Below are 19,799 nucleotides of genomic sequence, written 5' to 3' on the forward strand. Positions count from 1 at the left end.
TGCTGTTCCTTCAGGAGAAGTACCATGTCGTTCTTAAGTTTTGTTCGTAATCCCAGTATCGATATGCGCGACGCCCGCCGCGTCTTTCTTGGCCAATCGGGGCTGCTTCTATCCGGCGCCGCCGTGGCATTGATGGCCGGGCGCGATGCGCTTGCCAAGGGCAAAGAAGGGGGCGCTTCCGATGTGCGCATCCTGAATACGGCATTGGGCGCCGAACTGGAAGCTATTGCCGCCTACCAGGTGGGCGCCGAAAGCGGTTTGTTGAAGAAGCCCGCGCTGGACCTGGCGATCGTGTTTCAGGGACACCATAAGGAACATGCCAGCCTGCTGTCCAAGACCATAACGACCTTGGGCGGGAAGCCGGTTTCCGCAAAAAGCGAATACACCTTTCCCGTCGACAAGCTGAAGTCCGACGCCGATGTGCTGCGCTTTGCCGCCATGCTGGAAAAAGGCGCGGTCAGCGCCTATCTGGGCGCGGTGCCGGTCTTCGACAACCGCGACCTGTCCAAGGCCGCCGCCAGCATCCTGGGCGATGAAGCCATGCACTGGGCGGTCTTGCGTAATGCGCTGGGCGAACCCCCCGTGCCTTCGGCCTTCATGTCATGAGCCCCAAGACATGGCTGGCCGCGCTGTCCTGTAGCCTGCCACTATGGGCCGCGGGCGGCGCCTGGGCGGCCGCACCCGCCGCGATGACGGGGGATGCGGCCAGGGGCGAGGCGGTGTATTCGCGGTGCCTGGCCTGCCATGCCCTGGCCTATGATCGGACCGGGCCCAGGCATTGCGGGCTGTTCGGCCGGCAGGCGGGCACGGTGCCCGGCTTCGCCTACAGCGATGCGATGCGCAACTCCAAAATCATCTGGGACGAGAAAACCCTGGATGCCTTTCTGCAAAATCCCTTGAAAGCCGTTCCGGGCACATCGATGGGTTATGCGGGCATTTCCGACGCCCAGGAGCGCGCCGATCTGATCGCCTACTTGAAGAAGGAAAACGCTTCGGCGGATTGCAAGGGCAAATAGAAAGATGGCAGCCTGATCGGGTAATCGCGAATGACCAGGTTTGGCTGCGTATCGGTCCGGCCGTTCTAGGCCGGCACCTCTACAACCAGACTGGGATCGAACGCCGGATTTTCGTTGATGCCGTCTCGCGCATAGCCGCGCGGGTTGCAAATGACCCGTGTGCCCGCCACTTGATAATCGAAGCTGTCGTGCGTGTGTCCGTGTATCCACAAGACGGCGCGCTTGGCATCCATCAGGTACTCGCTGTCGGAAACGAAGCATGTGTTGATCAGGGAGCCTTCGAAGCGGGGATGTATGCTTTTGGTGGAAGGGGCATGGTGTGTGATGACCACGGTGGGCCCCTGGAAGGGCGTATCCAGTTTCTGCTTCAGCCAGGACCGATTGGCGGCGAACAGCGCCTCAAACTCCGGCGGCGCCAGGGAGGTTCCCGGGATGGCGTCCGACTGTATCCGGGAGAAGTCGCGAATGAAATCCAAGGCCTGCTTGATGGATTGCTCGCGAATCTCACCCGGCCCATATAGATTGAAGTCGGTCCACAGCGTACTGCCGAGAAAGCGTGCGCCGTGAAGCACGATTTCGCCATTATCGAGTATGTGTATGGACGTTCCTTCGGCGAGACGCTTTAGCTGTTCGATGGTGCCTTTTATGGTGCCGCCATAGAATTCGTGATTGCCCGGCACGTAGAGCACAGGCTTTTCGAAGCGGCTGGCCCAGTCGATGGCCTGCCTTGGGCGGCTGATGTCGCCCGCCAGAACGACGATGTCGGCATCGGTTTCGGGCAGCGGCAAGCCGGCCTGGCCAAGGTGCAGGTCGGAAAGGATGTTGAGTCGGACGGCGGTGGGCACGGGCATTATTGTTGATTTGACAGCGTTTTTAAAACCGGCCATAATCTCGTTCTTCGGTTGGGTCGTTAGCTCAGTCGGTAGAGCACCGGACTTTTAATCCGTTGGTCGCGCGTTCGAGCCGCGCACGACCCACCAACGCCGCTTTTTTAAAAAAACCAGCCACAGGCTGGTTTTTTTATGCCTGCTGTTTATTGAACATTACTATACCGCTTTTGATGATTACGGGCCTTTTGCACATTATTTTTTGTGTATTCTATATAGCTTTAAACTATTAGAATTCGTAAATAAATCCCGTATGGTTATGTTAAATTGAGGCGCTGCCCATGAGGCCGCGCCTTGACTTCATCTTTGATTTCCTACCGTGATCCGCCTAGAGAACATCCGAAAAATCTACGCATCGCCCGGCCGCATCTCGCATGCCCTGGCCGGCGTGGATCTGCACATCCGGCAGGGGGAAGTCTTTGGCATCATCGGCCGCTCGGGGGCGGGCAAGAGCACCTTGATCCGCATGCTGAACCTCCTGGAGCGGCCGACGGAAGGCCGGGTCTGGGTGCGGGACCAGGACATCACCCAGTTTTCCGAAGCGCAATTGCGGCAGTTCCGCCAGCGTGTCGGCATGGTGTTCCAGCATTTCAATCTGCTGCGTTCGCGCACGGTGCTGGATAATGTCTGCTTTCCGCTCAAGCTGGCCGGCATGGCCCGCGCCGAACGCCTGCGGCGCGCCCACGAAGTGCTGGCCCTGGTGGGCCTGACCGAGCATGCCGCCAAATACCCCAGGCAGTTGTCCGGCGGGCAGCAGCAGCGCGTGGGCATCGCCCGGGCGCTGGCCAACCGGCCCGAAATCCTGCTGTGCGACGAGGCGACGTCCGCCCTGGACCCTGAAACCACGCAATCCATATTGCGCCTGCTCCTGGACATCAACAAGCGCCTGGGCCTGACCATCGTGCTGATCACGCACGGCATGGACGTCATCCGCACGGTATGCGACAAGGTGGCCGTCATCGATGCCGGCGCGATCGTCGAATGCGGCGAGGTCCTGGACGTTTTCCTGCATCCGCGCCATCCGGTCACGCAGTCGCTGCTGTCCGAAAGCGGCATGGACGCCGAGGGCTGGCGCGACATGGCCGCCGGCATAGGCGGCACGCTGATACGGCTCAGCTTTCGCGGCGAGGCGACGGTCCAGCCCATGCTGAGCCGGGCCAGTCGCGAACTGGGGCTGGACCTCAGCATCCTGCAGGGATCGGTCAGCCGCATCAAGGACACGCCCTACGGGCAACTGGTCATTTCGGTGCAGGGCGATCCGCAGGCGCAAGGCCGGCTCAATGGGCTGCTGGCGCAGGAAGGCGTCGAATGCGAGGTGCTGCGCTCATGATATTCGCCAATATGGACTGGGCGCTCATCGGCGAGGCCACGGTGGACACTCTGCTGATGACGGGGTTTTCGCTGATATTCACGGTGATCATCGGCCTGCCGCTGGGCATTTTGCTGTTCCTGACCAGCAAGCGGCAGATGCTCGAAAACGGCCCCATCTACCATGTGCTGTCATTTGTGGTGAATGTGCTCAGGTCGGTGCCTTTCCTGATTCTGCTGATCGTCATGATCCCGCTGACGCGCGTGCTGGCGGGCACCTCGCTGGGGGTGGAGGGCGCCGTGCCGCCGCTGGTGGCCAGCGCCGCGCCATTTTTCGCGCGGCTGGTCGAGAACGTGCTGCGCGAGCTCGATCCGGGCGTGTCCGAAGCCTGCCGCGCGATGGGCGCCAATTCGCGCCAGACCGTGCTGATGGCTTTGGTTCCCGAGGCCACCACCGGCATCGTGGCGGCCATCATCGTCACCGCCATCGCACTGGTGGGCTATTCGGCCATGTCGGGCGTGATCGGGGGCGGCGGGCTGGGCGACCTGGCCCTGCGTTTCGGATACCAGCGTTACCAGACGGACGTCATGATCGTGACGGTTGTCATTCTTGTCGTAATGGTGCAGCTTTTGCAGGTTTTCGGCGACAGGCTCGTCGCCAGGCTGAACCGGAAATAATGTTATCAAGGAGTCTATTATGTTTGTGAAGAAAATTGTGCCGGCTCTGGCCTTCAGCGTCGCCGCCTTGCTGGCCGCGACGTCCGCCCAGGCGGAAAAGCTCAGCGTGGCCGCCACCCCCGTGCCGCATGCCGAGCTGCTTGAACTGGTCAAGCCCGTGCTGGCCAAGGAAGGCGTGGAACTGGACATCAAGGTGTTCACCGACTACGTGCAGCCCAATCAGCAAGTGGCCGACGGCCAGATCGACGTCAACTTCTTCCAGCACCAGCCTTACCTGGACTCCTTCAACAAAGAGCACAAGACCAAGCTGGTCACGGTGGGCCTGGTCCATGTCGAGCCGTTCGGCGCGTACTCCAGCAAGATCAAGGACATCAAGGACTTGAAAGAGGGCGCCCTGGTCGCCTTGCCCAACGATCCTTCCAACGGCGCCCGTGCCTTGCTGCTGCTGCAAAAACAGGGCCTGATCAAGCTGAAGGATCCCAGCAATATCCTGGCCACCTCGCGCGATATCGTCGAGAACCCCAAGAAATTGAAGTTCCGCGAACTCGAAGCGGCCACTCTGCCACGCATCCTGCCCGACGTCGACCTGGCCCTGATCAACACGAACTACGCGCTGGAAGCGGGCCTGAACCCGGTCAAGGACGCCTTGTTCATCGAGGGCGCCGATTCGCCTTATACCAATATCGTGGTCACCACCGAAGCCAAAAAAGATGACCCCGCGGTCAAGAAGCTGGTGAAGGCGCTGAACAGCCCCGAAACCAAGCAATTCATCACCGACAAATACAAAGGCGCCATCGTTCCGGCGTTCTGATCGCCGCGAATGCGGCTGTCTGTACACATAAAAAGCGGCTTCTTGCCGCTTTTTTTCGGTTACCATACGTTTTCCATGGCGGCCGCCACGAGCGGCCAGCCGCAGGAACCGCCCCTATTCGAGTGCGGGTCGCCCCAAAGGTAAAACAAGGAGTCATGTATGTTCAAGAATAAATTCAAAGCTGTTCTGGCCGGATTGGCACTCGCCATGGCACTGCCCGCGGGCAACGCGGCCGCCCAGAACAAGGAATTGCTGGTTGCAACCGACACGGCCTTCGTTCCGTTCGAATTCAAGCAGGACGGAAAATACACGGGCTTCGACATCGAATTATGGGACGCCATCGCCAAGCAGGCCGGCCTGAAATACAGCCTGCGCCCCATGGACTTCAACGGCATCATCCCGGGCCTGCAGACGCGCAACATCGATGTCGCCCTGGCAGGCATCACCATCCGCGACGATCGCAAGAAGGTCATCGATTTTTCCGACCCTTACTATGAAAGCGGCCTGGCCATTCTTGTGGGCAAAGACAACAACACCATCAAGACGGCCAAGGACCTGGAAGGCAAGATGGTCGCGGTCAAGATCGGCACCGCCACGGTGGACTACCTGAAGGCCAATGTGCCCAATGCAAAGCTGAAGCTGTTCCCCAATATCGACAATGCCTTCCTGGAGCTGGCCACGGGCCGCGTCGATGCCGTCGTGCACGACACGCCCAACCTGCAGTATTTTGCCAAGACCGGCGGCCAGGGCCGCGTGAAAGTAGTGGGTTCGCTCAAGAGCGGCGATTTCTACGGCATCGCCTTCCCCAAGGGCAGCGACCTGGTGCCCACCGTCAACAAGGCCCTGAAAGCCTTGCAGGACAATGGCCAGTACGATGCCCTGTACACCAAGTGGTTCGGTCAAAAGGTTCAGTAAGCCCGACTCCGTCCACGACGGCGATCCTGCGGCCGGCGCTCCGGTGAGCGCTCACTGCTGGGTCGCCGTTTTTCATTGCAACGGCGCAAGCCCCGGTACGGGCTGCGCCCATTTTCCTTAAGGCAATCAACGTGACTTTTGAATGGTCTGTCATTTGGGACGCCATGCCCAGCCTGCTTGAAGGCACGCAAATGACGATACAAATCACTTTGCTTGGTTTGATCGGCGGAACGCTCATCGGCTTTCTGACCGGCGTCGTCACGACCTACGTCAAAGTGCTGGTCACCTGGAGAAGCACGGCCATCGCGATCGCGACCGTCGCCGCGCTGTATCTGCTGTTGCGCCTGGCGTCCTGGTTCGGCACCCAGTTCCTGTCCGGCGTGCCGGACTGGGCCTGGCTGGCGCTGAAAATCGCCATCGTGGCCGGCTTGCTGCTGCGCTTCGCCGCCTACATTCCCATTGCGCTTTCCTTCCTGGCCCAGCTGTACATCCTTCTTATACGGGGCACCCCCATCGTCGTGCAGGTGATGTTCATCTACTTTGCGCTGCCATTGATCTTCGGCTGGCGCATCGACGCGGTGTGGGCGGCCATCTTCACGCTGGTCATCAATTCGGGCGCCTACATCGCCGAAATCGTGCGCGGCGCCCTGCTGTCTGTGCCCAAGGGCCTGAAAGAGGCCGGCGAAGCCATGGGGCTGCCTTTCTACAAGATACTGGCCTTCATCATCGGCCCGGTCGCCTTGCGCCGCATGATCCCGGCGATGGGCAACCAGTGCATCATCAGCCTGAAGGATTCGTCGCTGTTCATCGTGATCGGCGTGGCCGAACTGACCCGCCAGGGCCAGGAGATCATCGCCAGCAACTTCCGCTCGGTCGAGATATGGGGCGCCGTGGCCGTCATCTATCTGATCCTGACCGGATTCATCGCGCTGGTGCTGAAGTTTGTCGAACACAGGACGCAGATCGTATGAGCATTGTTGAATTCAAGAACGTCGTCAAGCGCTTCGGCTCCAGCGTTGTGCTCAACGGCATCGACCTCACGATAGAAAAGGGCGAGGTCGTCGTGGTGGTCGGGCCGTCCGGGTCGGGCAAGTCCACCTTCCTGCGCTGCATCAATGTGCTGGAGACCATCGAGGGCGGCGACATCGTCGTCAATGGCCTGAGCGTGCTGGGCAGCGGTCCCCAGGTGCGCGAACTGCGCCGCGAAGCGGGCATGGTGTTCCAGCAGTTCAATCTGTTCCCGCAACTGACGGCGCTGGAAAACGTGATGTTCGGGCCCATACATACGCGCGGCACGCCGCGCGGCCAGGCCCGCGACGAAGCCCAGGCTTTGCTCCGCAAAGTGGGGCTGGGCGAGAAAATGGGCAACTATCCGGGCCAGCTATCGGGCGGGCAGCAGCAGCGCGTGGCGATTGCCCGCGCCCTGGCCATACGCCCGCAACTGATGCTGTTCGACGAACCCACGTCGGCGCTCGATCCCGAGCTGCGCCACGAAGTGCTGAAGGTCATGCAGGATGTGGCCGAAGAAGGCATGACCATGGTGGTGGTCACGCACGAAATGGAATTCGCGCGCAAGGTGGGAACGCGGCTGATCTTCATCGATCAGGGCAAGATCTCGGAAGACGGCCCGCCCAGCGAGTTGCTGAGCAATCCGCCCAGCCAGCGCCTGAAGGATTTCCTGCAGCACGTGTCCTAGCGGGACACCCTTATCGTACGGGTCGCCACCGTCTTCTCGGATCCTTCCCGCGTGATCTTTATGCTGACCTGCCGGGGGGTGAAGCCCTCGGGCAGGGGCAGGGTGCCGTCCAGATGGGTATAGCGCTGCAACTCTACCTTGAAGGCGGGCAGGTCGACGTGGCCGGACCTGCCGTTTGCGTACCGCCCGGCCACATTCAGCTCGGCCTGGCCGGTGAAGGTATCCGTCTTGCCTTCGTCCTGCATGACCAATATCAGATAATGCAGATAGCCGTCTTTGGCCTCGAAAGTGGCCGCGCGTATGCCCGGCGACGTGCCGCGCGGGTCGGCCGGCATGGCATCGACGAACAGCTGCAGGTCGGAGGTCAGCTTGGCGGCCTCTTCCTTGGCCTTCTTCAGCTCGTCGGCCTGGGCCTGCAGGTTGGCGCGCGTCTCGGTCAGATCGCGCGTCTGCTGGTTGAGCTGGGATTGCAGGCGCTGCTTGTCCATATTGACGCTGTTCAGGTCATAGTGCAACTGCTCCGATTGCTCGACGGTAAGGCGGACGGGGCCATAGCTTTTTTGCAGAAACAGCAGGCCTCCCGCACCCAGCACCACGCCCGTTAGCATCAGCACAAGCCACCGCGGTATGCGGCGCCGGCTGCGGGTCGAACCGTATGCCGTGGGCTTGAAGACGTGACGTTTGGATGAACCGAGCATGTGTAGATGATTCCTGTATGGCAAGGGCGGCCGGGCCCGCACGGGCCGCGCCGCCACCGAAAAGCCTTAAAGCATAGACCCTATTCCGCAACGGAAACAGGTATTGCAGGCCTTGGTTTCGCCTTGCCAGTTTTTGATACATTGTTGAATGTGCGCCCATAAATTGTAACGCGCACATGGGCGGGCCGCTACCCGGCCAGGCGTCGATCCAGGGCGGCCAGGCGTTCCGGGGTTCCCACATCGACCCAATCGCCGTCATGGCGTCCGCCGACGATGAGCCGCTGGTGCATGGCCTGGCGCAACAGGGGCGCCAGCGGGGCGGGCCGGCCGCGCTCCAGTTCCTCGAACAGGGCGGGACGATAGACGCCAATGCCCGAGAACGTCAGGGCGGCGACAGAGGGCATGTCCTGGGCTGTGCCAAGGAGGCCTGTCTCGTCGAGGCGGAAGTCGCCGTCGGGGTGCTGAACGGGATTGTCCACCATGAGCAGCCAGGCCAGCTTGCCCCGCGATTCGATATCGGCGGCCATGGCGGGCGCAAGGGCCGGATCCCAATCGCACCAGACATCGCCGTTGATGACCAGAAAAGGCTGGCCCTGGAAGAAATCCAGGGCCTGGACGATGCCGCCGGCGGTTTCCAGGGCCTGGGTTTCGGCTGAATAGGAAATGCGGACGCCATGGCGCCGGCCATCTCCCAGCGCCTCTTCGATCTTGCCGCCCAGCCAGGCGTGATTGACGATCAGTTCCGTAATGCCGGCCCGGGCCAGGCGCATCAGGTGCCACGCGATAAGCGGCCGCCCGCCCGCCTGCAGCAGCGGCTTGGGCGTGGTGTCGGTCAGGGGGCGCATGCGTTCGCCGCGGCCTGCTGCCAGTATCATGGCGCGCATCAGAATGTGTATCCCGTGGTCACCTGGCGGTTGTCGAGCTTGTCGAGCAGGCGCAGCAGCGGACGGAAGACGCCGTAGCGCTGGGCGACCTGGCGTGCATACGCGTTCACGCGGGGCATGTGATCCAGATAATGATGCTTGCCGTCGCGATGGGACAGACGCGCGAAGACGCCCAGTATGCGCAGGTTGCGCTGCAGGCTGATCCATTCGTAGGCGCGGTGGAAGTCGGCGAAGTCGGCGGGCACCGGCAGGCCGGCCGCTCTTGCGGCTTCCCAGTAGCGTATGGCCCAATCCAGCTGCTGCGGCTCTTCCCAGGTGGTGCGCGCATCCATGACCAGCGAAGCGATGTCGTAGCCGATGGGGCCCGCCAGGGCATCCTGGTAGTCGATGATGCCCGGGTCGCCGCCTTCGGGGGCCAGCATGAGGTTGGGCGAGTGGAAGTCCCGGTGAACCAACACACGGGCCTGCTTCACGTTGTCGGCGACCAGAGTGTCGAAGGTCTGGCGCAGCACGGCTTGCTCGGACTCATCCAGCCGAGCCTGGCAGTGCGTGTGCGCATACCATTCCGGGAATACGCTCAGTTCCTGGACCAGGCGCTGCGCGTCGTAGGCGGGCAGGCCGGTAACGGAGGCGCCTTGCAGTCGCACCAGCGCGGACAGGGCCGCGCGGTAGATTTCTTGCAGCCGTGCATCGTCCAGGCCCGACTGGATGGCCTGGTAATAGGTCTGTTCGCCCAGGTCGGAAAGCAGCAGGAATCCTTGCTGTACATCTTGCGCAAATATGGCCGGCACATTCAGGCCGGCCTGCCGGAGCAGGCCCGTGACATGTAAAAAAGGCCCGCAATCTTCGTGTTCGGGCGGTGCGTCCATGACAATGGCCGTGCCGCTGGACGATTGAAGGCGATAATAGCGGCGGAAGCTGGCATCGCTGGATGCGGGCCGCAAGGTGTCCAGGTCCAGCCCATGCGCCGCGGCAATGCTTTGCAGCCAGTTTTTCAGTGTGGCCAGGCGGATATCGGGGGAAGAATTCAAATCAGGTTCCATTGAAGAAAAATCGATAAATGCCGCAATCGGCGGTCATGCCTGTACCCGGCATGCGCCAGCTTCTCTATAATACCGGGTCGCCAATCCTTACGGTTCGGCTGCTGTGCCAAAATATAGTCTGTTTTCAGGAGACGAAATCCTCGTGCGTTTGGTTTGGTGGGCAATTCTATTCGCCATCGGTGGCGTATCGGCGGCGCAGGCGCAGCAGTCCGCCGCGGATACGGCCACGCGGCCGGATCTGCCGGCGCTTCGGGTGGCGCCCAACCTGCAATTGCACAAGAACGTGGACGACAACGAGATGTCCGCCTTCATGGTGGGCGACAAGATGGAAAGCGATCCCGACGGAAGGGTGATCCTGACGGGATCGGCCGAAGTGCGGCGCATCGACTCCATCGTCAAGGGCGATTACATCGATTACCAGCGCTCCACGGGCCAGGTCCGGGTGCGCGGCAATGGCCTGATCATACGAGACGCCAGCGTGATCACAGGCCCCACGCTGGATTACAACATCAATAGCGAAACGGGCGAGATCGACGAGCCGGATTTCTGGCTGGGCGCCACCGGCGGTTCCGGCACGGCCAGCCGGGCCGACATCTTCAGCCGCAGCCATATGCGGCTGTCCGACGTGAACTACACCGGCTGCCCCTGCCCGGATCCCGCCTGGTACATAAAGTCGCCCAAGGTGGACCTGCATTTCGACGAAAACGAAGGCATCGCGCGCCATGGGGTGCTGTACTTCAAGGATGTGCCCATCCTGTATTCGCCCTACCTCAGCTTTCCCATCAAGAAAGAGCGCAAATCGGGTTTCCTGATACCCACCTACGGCACGTCGAGCTCGGGCGGCTTCGAGCTTACCCTGCCGTACTATTTCAATCTGGCGCCCAATTACGATCTGACCGTGACGCCGCGCTACATGGCCAAGCGCGGCCTGCAGCTGGGCAGCGAGTTCCGCTACCTGGGCGAGCGCTATAGCGGCCAGCTCTATGGCACCTACCTGGCCGACGACAGGGTCGCCGACCGCAAGCGCTGGTACTATGCCGCGCAGCATACCCATAGCCTGGGCGGCGGCGTCAACGCTTCCTTCGACATACGGCGCGTGTCGGACGATGATTATTTCCGTGATTTTTCCTCTTTCGGGCTGAACGAGGCCAGCTACACCTACCTGCCCAGCAGCGCGGGCCTGAACTGGAGCGGCTACCGGTATTTCAACGCATCGCTGTATGCCTACAAGTACCAGACGCTGCAGGACGTCACCTCGGGCAGCTACCTGGTGCCCCAATACGACCGCCTGCCCGAACTGTACGTACGCGGCGCGCGCTACAACTGGGCGGGTTTCGACGTCCAGTCCGACAACTACGCCACGCGCTTCGTCCGTCCGGTTTATTCGGGGTCGTCCTTCCCCGCCGTGTGGGACAAGCACTATGGCCCGGACGGCACACGCTATTCGTCCTACACCACGGTGTCCTATCCCATCGTACGGGCCGGCTGGTACGTGACGCCCAAGGTCGGCCTGCACCTGAGCCAATACAACACCCAATGGCACGCCCAGGATAATCCCGGCTATCTGAGCTATCCCGCGGGCTACCTGACCTACCCCAAGTCCCAGTCGCGCGTGCTGCCCATCATGTCCATCGATTCAGGCATGGTGTTCGAGCGCGATACGACCCTGTTCGGCAATGACTCCATCCAGACGCTGGAACCGCGCGTCTATTACCTGCGCGTGCCTTACCGGGACCAGTCGCAGATACCGGTGTTCGACACCTATTACGCCGACTTCAACTTCGCCCAGGCCTTTGACGAAAACGTATTCAGCGGCGGCTGGGACCGCATCGCCGATGCCGACCAACTGACGGTGGGGCTGACCACCCGGTGGCTGGATGCGGAATCGGGCTTCGAGCGGCTGTCGCTGTCGGCGGCGCAGCGCATCTACTTCCGCGACCAGCTCGTTACCCTGTATCCCACCGACAAGCGCCGCACCAATACCAAGTCGGACTATCTGTTCGGCGCCGCCGCCGCGCTGACCGACAAGCTCTCGGTGCGTTTCGACGCGCAGTACAACCCCGAGTCCAAGGACCGCAACCGAATGACGGCGGGCTTCCGCTGGGAGCCCAAGCGCCTGGCGACGCTGTCGGTCGCCTACCGTTATCAGCGCGACCCCCGGCTGGTGGCCGATCCCTTCGCGGGCGAGCAGCCGGGCTATATCGACAACAGCAAGGAACAGGTTTCCCTGACCGGGCAGTGGCCGCTGACCAATAAGTGGTATGCGCTGGGCCGCTATGATTATTCCTTGCAGGAAAAACGCTCCACCCAGTCCATTCTGGGCGTGGAATACAAAGGCGATTGCTGCTGGACCGCCCGCGTCGTAATGCAGCGCTACGCCGTATCGCGCGAGAAGGCCAATACCGCCATGTTCTTCCAGCTTGAGCTCTCGGGCCTGGGCTCGCTGGGCACCGATCCCATGAAATTGCTGGGTGAACGGATCTCGGGCTACCAGTCCATCACTCCACCTATACCGGAAAAAACCACCTTCGAGAGGTATGAATAATGCGTAGTCTGCATGCTAAGCGCTGGCTTGCGCCCGTTCTGATTTCCTTGGCGGGCGTCCTGCTCTCGGGCGCCGCGTGGGCGGCCAAACCTGCTGCCAAGCCCGCGCAGCCCGCGGCGGCGCAACCCTCCGAGCAGTTCGTCGACGGCATTGCGGCCATCGTCAACAAGCACGTCATTACCTTGCAGCAGGTCAATACGCAGGCGCTATCGGCGCAAGAGCAATTGAAGCGCCAGAACATCCCGGTTCCGGAACTCACGGTGCTGCGCAAGCAGGTGCTGCAACGCATGATCACCGAAGAGCTGGAGCGCCAGGAGGCCGAGCGCCTGGGCATACGCGTGTCGGACGCGCAGGTCGACCATGCGGTCCAGACCATCGCGCAGCGCAATCGCATCAGCACGGCCACGCTGCGGCAGGAGATCGAGAAATCGGGCGTGCCCTGGGCGACCTATCTGGACAATCTGCGCCAGGAAGTGCGCCTGGACATGTTGCGTCAGCGCACCGTCGACAGCACGATCACCATTTCCGATGCCGAGATCGACGCCTTCCTGAAGAGCCAGGGCAATGCAATCAGTCCGCCGCAGCAGGCGGCTCAGCAGCCGGCTCCCGCCCCGCAGCAGCAAGGCCCGCAGGTGCTCGGCCTGGCCCAGATCCTGGTGGCCGTGCCTGAAGGCGCGCCGGCCGCGAAAGTGCAGGAATTGCGCCAGAAGGCCGAGGGCTTGCTGGCGCGCGTGCGCGGCGGCGCCGACTTTGCCGGCGTGGCGGCGGCTTCTTCCGACGGCCCGCAGGCCCTCAACGGCGGCGAGCTGGGTGTGCGTCCCGTCAATGGCTGGCCCGACCTGTTCGTCAGCGCCACCCAGAACCTGAACGCCGGCGAAATCAGCGGCATCGTGCAAAGCGGCAATGGCTTCCACATCCTCAAGGTGCTGACGCGCGGCCAGCCGGGCCAGCGTCCCGCCGAACCGCAGCTGCAATCGATGGCGCCGCAGGCGGCTCCCGCACAGCAGGGGCCGATGATGGTTACCCAGACCCACGCGCGCCACATCCTGATCAAGACGACCAAGGTCATGTCCGATGCGAAGGCCGAGACGCGGCTCAAGCAGCTGCGCCAGCGCCTGGCCAATGGCGAGGGTTTCGAGGATCTGGCCAAGCGCTATTCCGAAGACGCCACGGCGCCGCAGGGCGGCGACCTGGGTTGGCTGACACCGGGCGAAACGGTGCCGGCGTTCGAGCAGGCCATGAATGCGCTGGAACCGGGCCAAATCAGCGAGCCGGTCAAGTCGCAGTTCGGCTGGCACCTCATCCAGGTGCTGGAGCGCCGGACCAAGAACATGGAAAAGGAATTCAAGCGCATGCAGGCGCGGCAGATACTGTTCGAGCGACGCGTCGAGCCGGCCTTCGAGGATTGGCTCAGCCAGCTGCGCGGCCAGGCCTACATCGACAACCGCCTGGATCCGCAGTCGAACCGCAACCGCCGCTGATTCCATGGTTCATCAGGCTCGCAAGCGCTTCGGACAGCATTTCCTGGTCGATGAGAGCGTCATCGACGCCATCGTGCGGGGGATCGCGCCCAATCAGGGCGACAGGATCGTCGAGATCGGTCCCGGCCTGTCCGCCCTGACCGGACCGCTGATGCGCCGGCTGGACCGCCTGACGGTGGTGGAGATCGACCGCGACCTTGCGGCCCGGCTGCGGCACCAATACCCCGCCGATCGCCTGGAGGTCATCGAAGGCGATGCGCTGGACGTGGATTTTTCCGCCCTGGGCGGGGGGCTGCGCATCGTCGGCAATCTGCCCTACAACATTTCCAGCCCCTTGCTGTTCCACTTGATGGGCTGCGCCGGGCAGGTGGTGGATCAGCATTTCATGCTCCAGCGCGAAGTCATCGACCGCATGGTGGCCCAGCCTTCCACGGGCGACTACGGCCGCCTGTCGGTCATGCTGCAGTCGCGCTATCGCATGCAGAAGCTCTTCGATGTGGCCCCCGAGGCCTTCGACCCGCCTCCGCGCGTGGTGTCGGCCGTGGTGCGCATGGTGCCTTTGCCCGAGACCCGGCTGAAGCCGAAAAGCGGAAAGGCATTCGAACAACTGGTGGCCCGGGCGTTCGCGCAGCGGCGCAAGATGCTGCGGCGCGGCCTGGCGGATTGGGCGGGGCTGATCGATTGGGACGGTCTGGGGATTCCGGCCACTGCTCGCGCCGAAGAGCTCGCCGTTCCGCAGTTCATCGCGCTGTCCGACTGCCTGCTGGATGCTGGTGTCTTGAAGGCCTGATTGCATTTCCAGTGTGTTTTCGGTTCTCTTGGTTGTACGCTCTTTATGGCCTGTGAGTGTGTGGCCATGGTGTGAGTTCGTGGCCATGCCTGTGAGTGTGTGGTGTCAGCTTGTTGAACCGGCGCAGCCGGTGGGCAGGGGACGGGCTCCTATCGCTGCGCCCCTTCGGGGTTCCCTTGCAGCCGCTTTGCGCCGGGGTCGGGCGCGAACTCGCAAAAATCGGTCCCCCGGACCGATTTTGTGCTCAGACATGCGCGCCCTCTTACGCCCCCGCCGCAAAGCAGCTGCGGCGGCTTGCTCAGACGTCGCCCATCCCCTGCCCACCGGCTGCGCCTTGGCAGCGTGGCTGGCGACGGACATCGTTGAACGACAGACTTTGGTGGGGTGGTGATACCGTTGGGGTGATGACGCCGCTGGGGTGATGATACCGTTGGAGCGATGACACTGTTGGAGCGATGACACTGTTTGGGCAATGACCCTGTTAGGGCAATGACACCGTCAAGGCGATGACACCGTCAAGACGATGGGCACATTGACGATGGCTCATCCGTCAAGTCCGAATGTCCCGGCCCGCGCGGCGGGCGCGCGAGGCCGGGACGGCGCAAGACCTATTCCAGCTGCATGGAGCGCCGCATAAAAAGGCCAAGCACAAAAAACGCCCCAGCGGCGCCTCTAATGTAAAACACCGCAGTGGGACGGGTGGCGGGGGCCGGACGCGGCGACTTTCGGGGCCGAGCGAGCCGTCGGCGAACGCAGCCCGAAGGGGCGGAGGAGCCAGGCCCAGCGGTGTTCGGCGCGCAGGGCGCCGAACCGGCCACGAGGAGCAAGGCCGGCTCCCGCCACCCGACCCGCGTCAGAATATACCTTGCACGAGCCCCGCACCGGCACCGGCACCGCAACAAGCAAGCCCGCCTCAGCGAACACCCTGCACGGCTCCGGCCCCCGCACCGCTGTTTGCGGGCACGGTACCGTTGCGGCATCAACCGAAGAACCAGTAGCACACCCCTATGGATGCCAGCACGCCCGCCAGATCGGCGATCAGCGCGCAGCCCACGGCATGGCGGGCGCGCTGGATGCCCACCGCGCCGAAATACACCGCCAGCACATAGAAGGTGGTCTCGGTGCTGCCTTGCACGGTGGCGGCCAACAGGGCGGGGAAGCTGTCCACGCCGAAATGCTGCATGGTTTCGATGAGCATGGCGCGCGCCGCGCTGCCCGAGAAGGGCTTGACCAGGGCCGTGGGCAGTGCGTCGACGAATCGCGCGTCCAGGCCGGCGGCATGCACCAGCCATCGCACGCCGTCCAGCGCGACATCCAGCGCGCCGGAGGCGCGCAATACCCCGATGGCGCACAGCATGGCGACCAGGTAGGGCAGCAGGTTGCGCGAGATGTCGAAGCCTTCCTTGGCGCCTTCGACAAAGCACTCATAGACCGGAACCTTTTTTCGCGCACCCGCCAGCAGGAACGCCATGATGATGCTGAACAGCGTCAGGTTGCCCATCAGGGAGGACATGGCGCCGATGGCCGCGCCGCTGAGGGTGGCCAGCAAGGCCATGAAGCCGCCCAGGACCACGACCAGGGCGCCCAGCCAGGCCAGTACGACCGGATCGTGCAGCCTGAGCCTTTGCATGAACGCCACGGCCAGCAGGCCGGCCAGGGACGAGGCCGAGGTGGCCAGCAGGATGGGCAGGAAAACCAGCGTGGGGTCGGGGGCGCCCTGCTGGATCCGGTACATGAAGATGCTGACCGGCAGGAGCGTCAGCGATGAAGCGTTCATCACCAGGAACAGGATTTGCGCATTGGTGGCCGATTTGGGGTCCGGATTGAGCGATTGCAGTTCGCGCATCGCGCGCAGGCCGATGGGCGTGGCGGCGTTGTCCAGTCCCAATCCGTTGGCGGCGAAATTCAGGGTGATCAGGCCCAGCGCCGGATGGCCGGGAGGCACTTCCGGCATGAGCCTGCGAAACAGCGGCGCCAGCAGGCGGCCCAGCGCTTCGATGAGTCCCGCCGCTTCGGCGATGCGCAGAAAGCCCAGCCACAAGGTCAGGGTTCCGAAGAGCAGGATCATGATCTGGACGGAAAGCTCGGCCATGTCGAACAGGCCGAGCACGATGCGCGAGAAGACCTCGGGGTCGTCCAGCGCGATCCATTGATACAGGCCGGATACCGAAGCCACGATGAAGAAGGCAAGCCAGAGCGTATTGAGCATGGAGCGTTGCGCAAGGACAGTGATGGGCAGAGCCAGATTGTCGCAGACTCTGTGCGGACAGGGATAGTCCGCAGGGGAGATACTGTTCAGCCATCGTTCTTTCGGGGGATAATGGCTGCTACCGAGACACCGATAAAGGGAGCAACATGAACTGGAGAGCCTGGCGCCGCCAGTGGCTGACCGAGCCTTTGTACCGCATGGCGCGCGAAGCCATGCCGCGGCTATCGTCCACCGAGCAGGAAGCCATCGAGGCGGGCGATGTGTGGTGGGACGCCCAACTGTTTTCGGGCAAGCCCGATTGGCGGCAGTTGCTCGACGCGCCGCGGGTCTCGCTGACGCCGCAGGAACAGGCTTTCATGGACGGCCCGGTGGCGCAGGTCTGCCGCATGCTGAACGATTGGCAGATCACCTGGCGGGACGCGGACCTTCCCGCCGATGTCTGGGCCTTCTTCAAGGAACATGGCTTCTTCGGGATGATCATTCCACAGGAGTACGGCGGGCTGGGCTTCTCGCCCTATGCCCATTCCGAAGTCGTGCGTCGGATCTCCGTGCGCTCGGTGACCGCGGCCGTGACCGTCATGGTGCCCAATTCCCTGGGTCCCGGCGAACTGCTGATGCAGTTCGGCACTCAGGACCAGCGCGACTACTGGCTGCCCAGGCTGGCCCGGGGCCAGGAAATTCCATGCTTCGGCCTGACCAGCCCCGAAGCGGGCTCCGATGCCGCCTCCATGACCGATACCGGCGTGGTGTGCCGGCGTCAGGTCGACGGCGTCGACACCCTGGGCATACTGCTCAATTGGCGCAAGCGCTACATTACCTTGAGCCCGGTCGCCACCGTGCTGGGCCTGGCCTTCAAGTTGTCCGATCCCGACGGGTTGATCGGGGACGATCCCGGGCCTGGCATTTCCGTGGCTCTGGTGCCCACGCACCTGCCGGGCGTTCAGACGGGCCGCCGGCATCTGCCCGCCCTGCAGGCTTTCCAGAACGGGCCCACGGAAGGCCATGATGTTTTCGTCCCGCTGGACGCCCTGATAGGCGGGGTGGAGCAGGCCGGAAAGGGCTGGCAGATGCTGATGAGCGCGCTGGCGGCGGGCCGGGGCATTTCCCTGCCGTCCCTGTCGGCGGCCGCCTGCGCCTTTACCGCTCATACGTCCGGGGCCTATGCCCGCGTGCGCACCCAGTTCGGCATACCCATAGGCAAGTTCGAAGGCGTGCAGGAAAAACTGGGGCGCCTGGCGGGCAATGCCTATCTGGTCGAAGCCGCGCGGCGCTATACCTGCGCGGGGCTCGAGATGGGCTACAAGCCGGCGGTCGTTTCGGCCATCATGAAGCTTCATGCCACCGAGCGCATGCGGCAATCGGTGAACGACGCCATGGACATTCATGCGGGCAAGGCCGTCATCGACGGCCCCGGCAATTATCTTGGCAATCTGTATCGGGCGCTGCCTGTGGCCATTACCGTGGAAGGCGCCAACATCCTGACCCGCAACCTTATCGTATTCGGGCAGGGGGCGATCCGGGCGCATCCCTACTTGATGAAAGAAGTCGTGGCGCTGGCCGACAGCGACGAGCAGGCCGGCCAGGATGCCTTCGATGCGGTCATCTGGACCCACCTGGCGCACAGCGCCAGGAATGCGCTGCGCGCGACGGGCATGGCGTGGACGGCCGGACGGCTGGCCGCCGCGCCGCGCGAGGCCGGGGCGGCGGCCGCCTATTATCGCGGCCTGTCGCGCTACTCAGCCGCTTTTGCCCTGGTGTCTGAAATGACCTTGCTGACGCTGGGCGGAAGCCTGAAGCGCAAGGAAATGCTGTCGGCGCGGCTGGGCGACATCCTGGCCGAGCTCTTCCTGGTATCGGCGGTGCTCAAGCGCTGGCACGACGACGGCCGGCACGAATCCGACCTGCCCCTGTTGCGCTTTTGCGCCTTGCAGGGCTTTGCCATGATCGAGAAGCGCCTGAACGAAGTGTTGCTCAATTTTCCGTCGCGCGGGCTTGCCTGGTTGCTGCGCGGCCTGCTTCTGCCGCCGGGCCTGGGGGCGTCGCCGCCCTCGGATGCGCTCACCGCCGCCTGCGCGAATCTGCTGATGGAACCCTCCGATACGCGCGACCGCCTGGTGGGCGCCGTTTGGGAAGGGCATGACAGCCCCAGCGTGGAGTTGCTGGAGCGTGCCTACGAACTCGTCATCGAAGCGCAGCCTCTGCTGGACCGCGTCAAGCACGCGGGCCTGAAGGATTGGCGGCTGGCCCATGCCAAAGGGGCGATCACCGACGAGCAGGCCGCTTTGCTCACGGCGGTCGAAAGCGCGGTGGCGCAGGTGATCGAGGTGGACGACTTCGGACCGGGCGAATTCGCCCGGCCCGCGGCCTAGAGTGCCGTCCGGCCAAGGGTCGCCGGGGGGCTTTAGTCCGCCCGGTCCTTGCGCTGGATCAGTTCGATCTTGTAGCCGTCGGGGTCTTCCACGAAGGCGATGACGGTCTGGCCGTGCTTCATGGGACCCGCCTCGCGGGTCACGCGGCCACCCTTTTCCTTGATGCGCGCACAGGCGTCGTAGGCGTTCTCGACCTCGAGCGCAATGTGCCCGTAGCCGTTGCCCAGGTCGTAAGAGGGCGTGTCCCAGTTGTGCGTCAGCTCGATGACGGCGCCCTGGTCCTCGTCCTGATAGCCCACGAAGGCCAGGGTGAACTTGCCGTCGGGATAGTCTTTGCGGCGCAGCAGCCTCATTCCCAATACGTTGGTGTAGAACTGCAGTGAGCGTTCCAGATCGCCTACGCGCAGCATGGTGTGTAGTAAACGCAAGGAAATCTCCTTGAAGGTGATGGGTTGAACGAGCGGGGGCG

The 19,799-nt window shown here is 63.1% G+C and carries 18 protein-coding genes and 1 tRNA gene; 13 read left to right on the forward strand and 6 right to left on the reverse strand.

The window, feature by feature from the left end:
• Nucleotides 1-24 precede the first annotated feature (24 nt).
• Both OEG81_RS04045 and OEG81_RS04050 read left to right on the forward strand, forming a co-directional pair.
• A complete protein-coding gene (locus OEG81_RS04045; RefSeq protein ID WP_264131443.1) occupies nucleotides 25-606 on the forward strand; it encodes a ferritin-like domain-containing protein in 582 nt (193 codons plus the stop codon).
• A complete protein-coding gene (locus OEG81_RS04050; protein ID WP_412034102.1) occupies nucleotides 603-1,016 on the forward strand; it encodes a c-type cytochrome in 414 nt (137 codons plus the stop codon). The genes OEG81_RS04045 and OEG81_RS04050 overlap by 4 nt, the downstream gene beginning before the upstream one ends.
• Before the next feature lie 65 nt (nucleotides 1,017-1,081).
• Here OEG81_RS04050 and OEG81_RS04055 read toward each other — a convergent pair whose 3' ends face one another.
• Nucleotides 1,082-1,861 (reverse strand): metallophosphoesterase, encoded by a 780-nt coding sequence (locus OEG81_RS04055; protein ID WP_264131444.1) that lies wholly within the window; start codon nucleotides 1,859-1,861, stop codon nucleotides 1,082-1,084.
• A 59-nt stretch (nucleotides 1,862-1,920) separates the two neighbouring features.
• On the opposite strand from OEG81_RS04055, the gene OEG81_RS04060 reads away from it, so the two are divergent.
• The 7 genes from OEG81_RS04060 to glnQ all read left to right on the forward strand — a co-directional run bounded on the left by OEG81_RS04060 (nucleotide 1,921) and on the right by glnQ (nucleotide 7,311).
• Nucleotides 1,921-1,996: transfer RNA gene (locus OEG81_RS04060), tRNA-Lys, on the forward strand.
• 226 nt (nucleotides 1,997-2,222) lie between these two features.
• Nucleotides 2,223-3,233 carry a methionine ABC transporter ATP-binding protein gene (locus OEG81_RS04065; RefSeq protein WP_264131445.1) on the forward strand — a complete coding sequence of 337 codons (1,011 nt, stop codon included), beginning with the start codon at nucleotides 2,223-2,225 and terminating at the stop codon, nucleotides 3,231-3,233.
• The gene (locus OEG81_RS04070) at nucleotides 3,230-3,889 is read left to right on the forward strand and encodes a methionine ABC transporter permease (RefSeq protein ID WP_264131446.1); all 660 of its coding nucleotides are present in this window, start codon (nucleotides 3,230-3,232) and stop codon (nucleotides 3,887-3,889) included. Before OEG81_RS04065 ends, OEG81_RS04070 begins: the two co-directional genes overlap by 4 nt.
• A 19-nt stretch (nucleotides 3,890-3,908) precedes the next feature.
• Complete coding sequence (locus OEG81_RS04075) at nucleotides 3,909-4,700, forward strand: MetQ/NlpA family ABC transporter substrate-binding protein (protein WP_264131447.1); 792 nt, start codon at nucleotides 3,909-3,911, stop codon at nucleotides 4,698-4,700.
• Between the two features lie 159 nt (nucleotides 4,701-4,859).
• Entirely contained in the window at nucleotides 4,860-5,615 is a 756-nt protein-coding gene (glnH, locus tag OEG81_RS04080; RefSeq protein WP_264131448.1) for a glutamine ABC transporter substrate-binding protein GlnH, read from the forward strand.
• Nucleotides 5,616-5,746: 131 nt separating this feature from the next.
• On the forward strand, nucleotides 5,747-6,586 hold the full coding sequence (locus OEG81_RS04085) for an ABC transporter permease subunit (RefSeq protein WP_412034103.1): 840 nt from the start codon (nucleotides 5,747-5,749) through the stop codon (nucleotides 6,584-6,586).
• Nucleotides 6,583-7,311, forward strand: coding sequence for a glutamine ABC transporter ATP-binding protein GlnQ (gene glnQ, locus OEG81_RS04090; protein WP_264131449.1), 729 nt, complete (start codon nucleotides 6,583-6,585; stop codon nucleotides 7,309-7,311). Before OEG81_RS04085 ends, glnQ begins: the two co-directional genes overlap by 4 nt.
• Here the strand turns inward: glnQ and OEG81_RS04095 are convergent.
• The 3 genes from OEG81_RS04095 to OEG81_RS04105 all read right to left on the reverse strand — a co-directional run bounded on the left by OEG81_RS04095 (nucleotide 7,308) and on the right by OEG81_RS04105 (nucleotide 9,936).
• Entirely contained in the window at nucleotides 7,308-8,009 is a 702-nt protein-coding gene (locus tag OEG81_RS04095) for a DUF6776 family protein (RefSeq protein ID WP_264131450.1), read from the reverse strand. The genes glnQ and OEG81_RS04095 overlap by 4 nt on opposite strands.
• A 188-nt stretch (nucleotides 8,010-8,197) precedes the next feature.
• Nucleotides 8,198-8,893, reverse strand: coding sequence for an N-acetylmuramate alpha-1-phosphate uridylyltransferase MurU (murU, locus tag OEG81_RS04100; protein WP_264131451.1), 696 nt, complete (start codon nucleotides 8,891-8,893; stop codon nucleotides 8,198-8,200).
• Nucleotides 8,893-9,936, reverse strand: a complete 1,044-nt coding sequence (locus OEG81_RS04105; RefSeq protein ID WP_412034104.1) for an aminoglycoside phosphotransferase family protein — start codon at nucleotides 9,934-9,936, stop codon at nucleotides 8,893-8,895. Before OEG81_RS04105 ends, murU begins: the two co-directional genes overlap by 1 nt.
• Nucleotides 9,937-10,078: 142 nt before the next feature.
• On the opposite strand from OEG81_RS04105, the gene OEG81_RS04110 reads away from it, so the two are divergent.
• From OEG81_RS04110 to rsmA, 3 genes are read left to right on the forward strand one after another with little or no spacing between them, the layout of a single operon-like run.
• Nucleotides 10,079-12,481 carry an LPS-assembly protein LptD gene (locus tag OEG81_RS04110; RefSeq protein WP_264131453.1) on the forward strand — a complete coding sequence of 801 codons (2,403 nt, stop codon included), beginning with the start codon at nucleotides 10,079-10,081 and terminating at the stop codon, nucleotides 12,479-12,481.
• Nucleotides 12,478-13,962: a peptidylprolyl isomerase gene (locus tag OEG81_RS04115; RefSeq protein ID WP_264132463.1), complete on the forward strand. Its 1,485-nt coding sequence runs from the start codon at nucleotides 12,478-12,480 to the stop codon at nucleotides 13,960-13,962. The genes OEG81_RS04110 and OEG81_RS04115 overlap by 4 nt, the downstream gene beginning before the upstream one ends.
• Before the next feature lie 4 nt (nucleotides 13,963-13,966).
• Nucleotides 13,967-14,752, forward strand: coding sequence for a 16S rRNA (adenine(1518)-N(6)/adenine(1519)-N(6))-dimethyltransferase RsmA (rsmA, locus tag OEG81_RS04120; protein WP_264131454.1), 786 nt, complete (start codon nucleotides 13,967-13,969; stop codon nucleotides 14,750-14,752).
• A gap of 979 nt (nucleotides 14,753-15,731) precedes the next feature.
• Here the strand turns inward: rsmA and OEG81_RS04125 are convergent.
• Nucleotides 15,732-16,961, reverse strand: coding sequence for a nucleoside recognition domain-containing protein (locus OEG81_RS04125; RefSeq protein WP_264131455.1), 1,230 nt, complete (start codon nucleotides 16,959-16,961; stop codon nucleotides 15,732-15,734).
• A gap of 146 nt (nucleotides 16,962-17,107) precedes the next feature.
• On the opposite strand from OEG81_RS04125, the gene OEG81_RS04130 reads away from it, so the two are divergent.
• Nucleotides 17,108-19,330, forward strand: coding sequence for an acyl-CoA dehydrogenase (locus OEG81_RS04130; RefSeq protein WP_264131456.1), 2,223 nt, complete (start codon nucleotides 17,108-17,110; stop codon nucleotides 19,328-19,330).
• A 32-nt stretch (nucleotides 19,331-19,362) separates the two neighbouring features.
• On the opposite strand, the gene gloA is transcribed toward OEG81_RS04130, so the two are convergent.
• On the reverse strand, nucleotides 19,363-19,758 hold the full coding sequence (gloA, locus tag OEG81_RS04135; protein ID WP_264131457.1) for a lactoylglutathione lyase: 396 nt from the start codon (nucleotides 19,756-19,758) through the stop codon (nucleotides 19,363-19,365).
• Nucleotides 19,759-19,799: the final 41 nt, after the last annotated feature.

The sequence above is a fragment of the Pollutimonas sp. M17 genome, from assembly GCF_025836975.1.
Lineage (GTDB): Bacteria > Pseudomonadota > Gammaproteobacteria > Burkholderiales > Burkholderiaceae_B.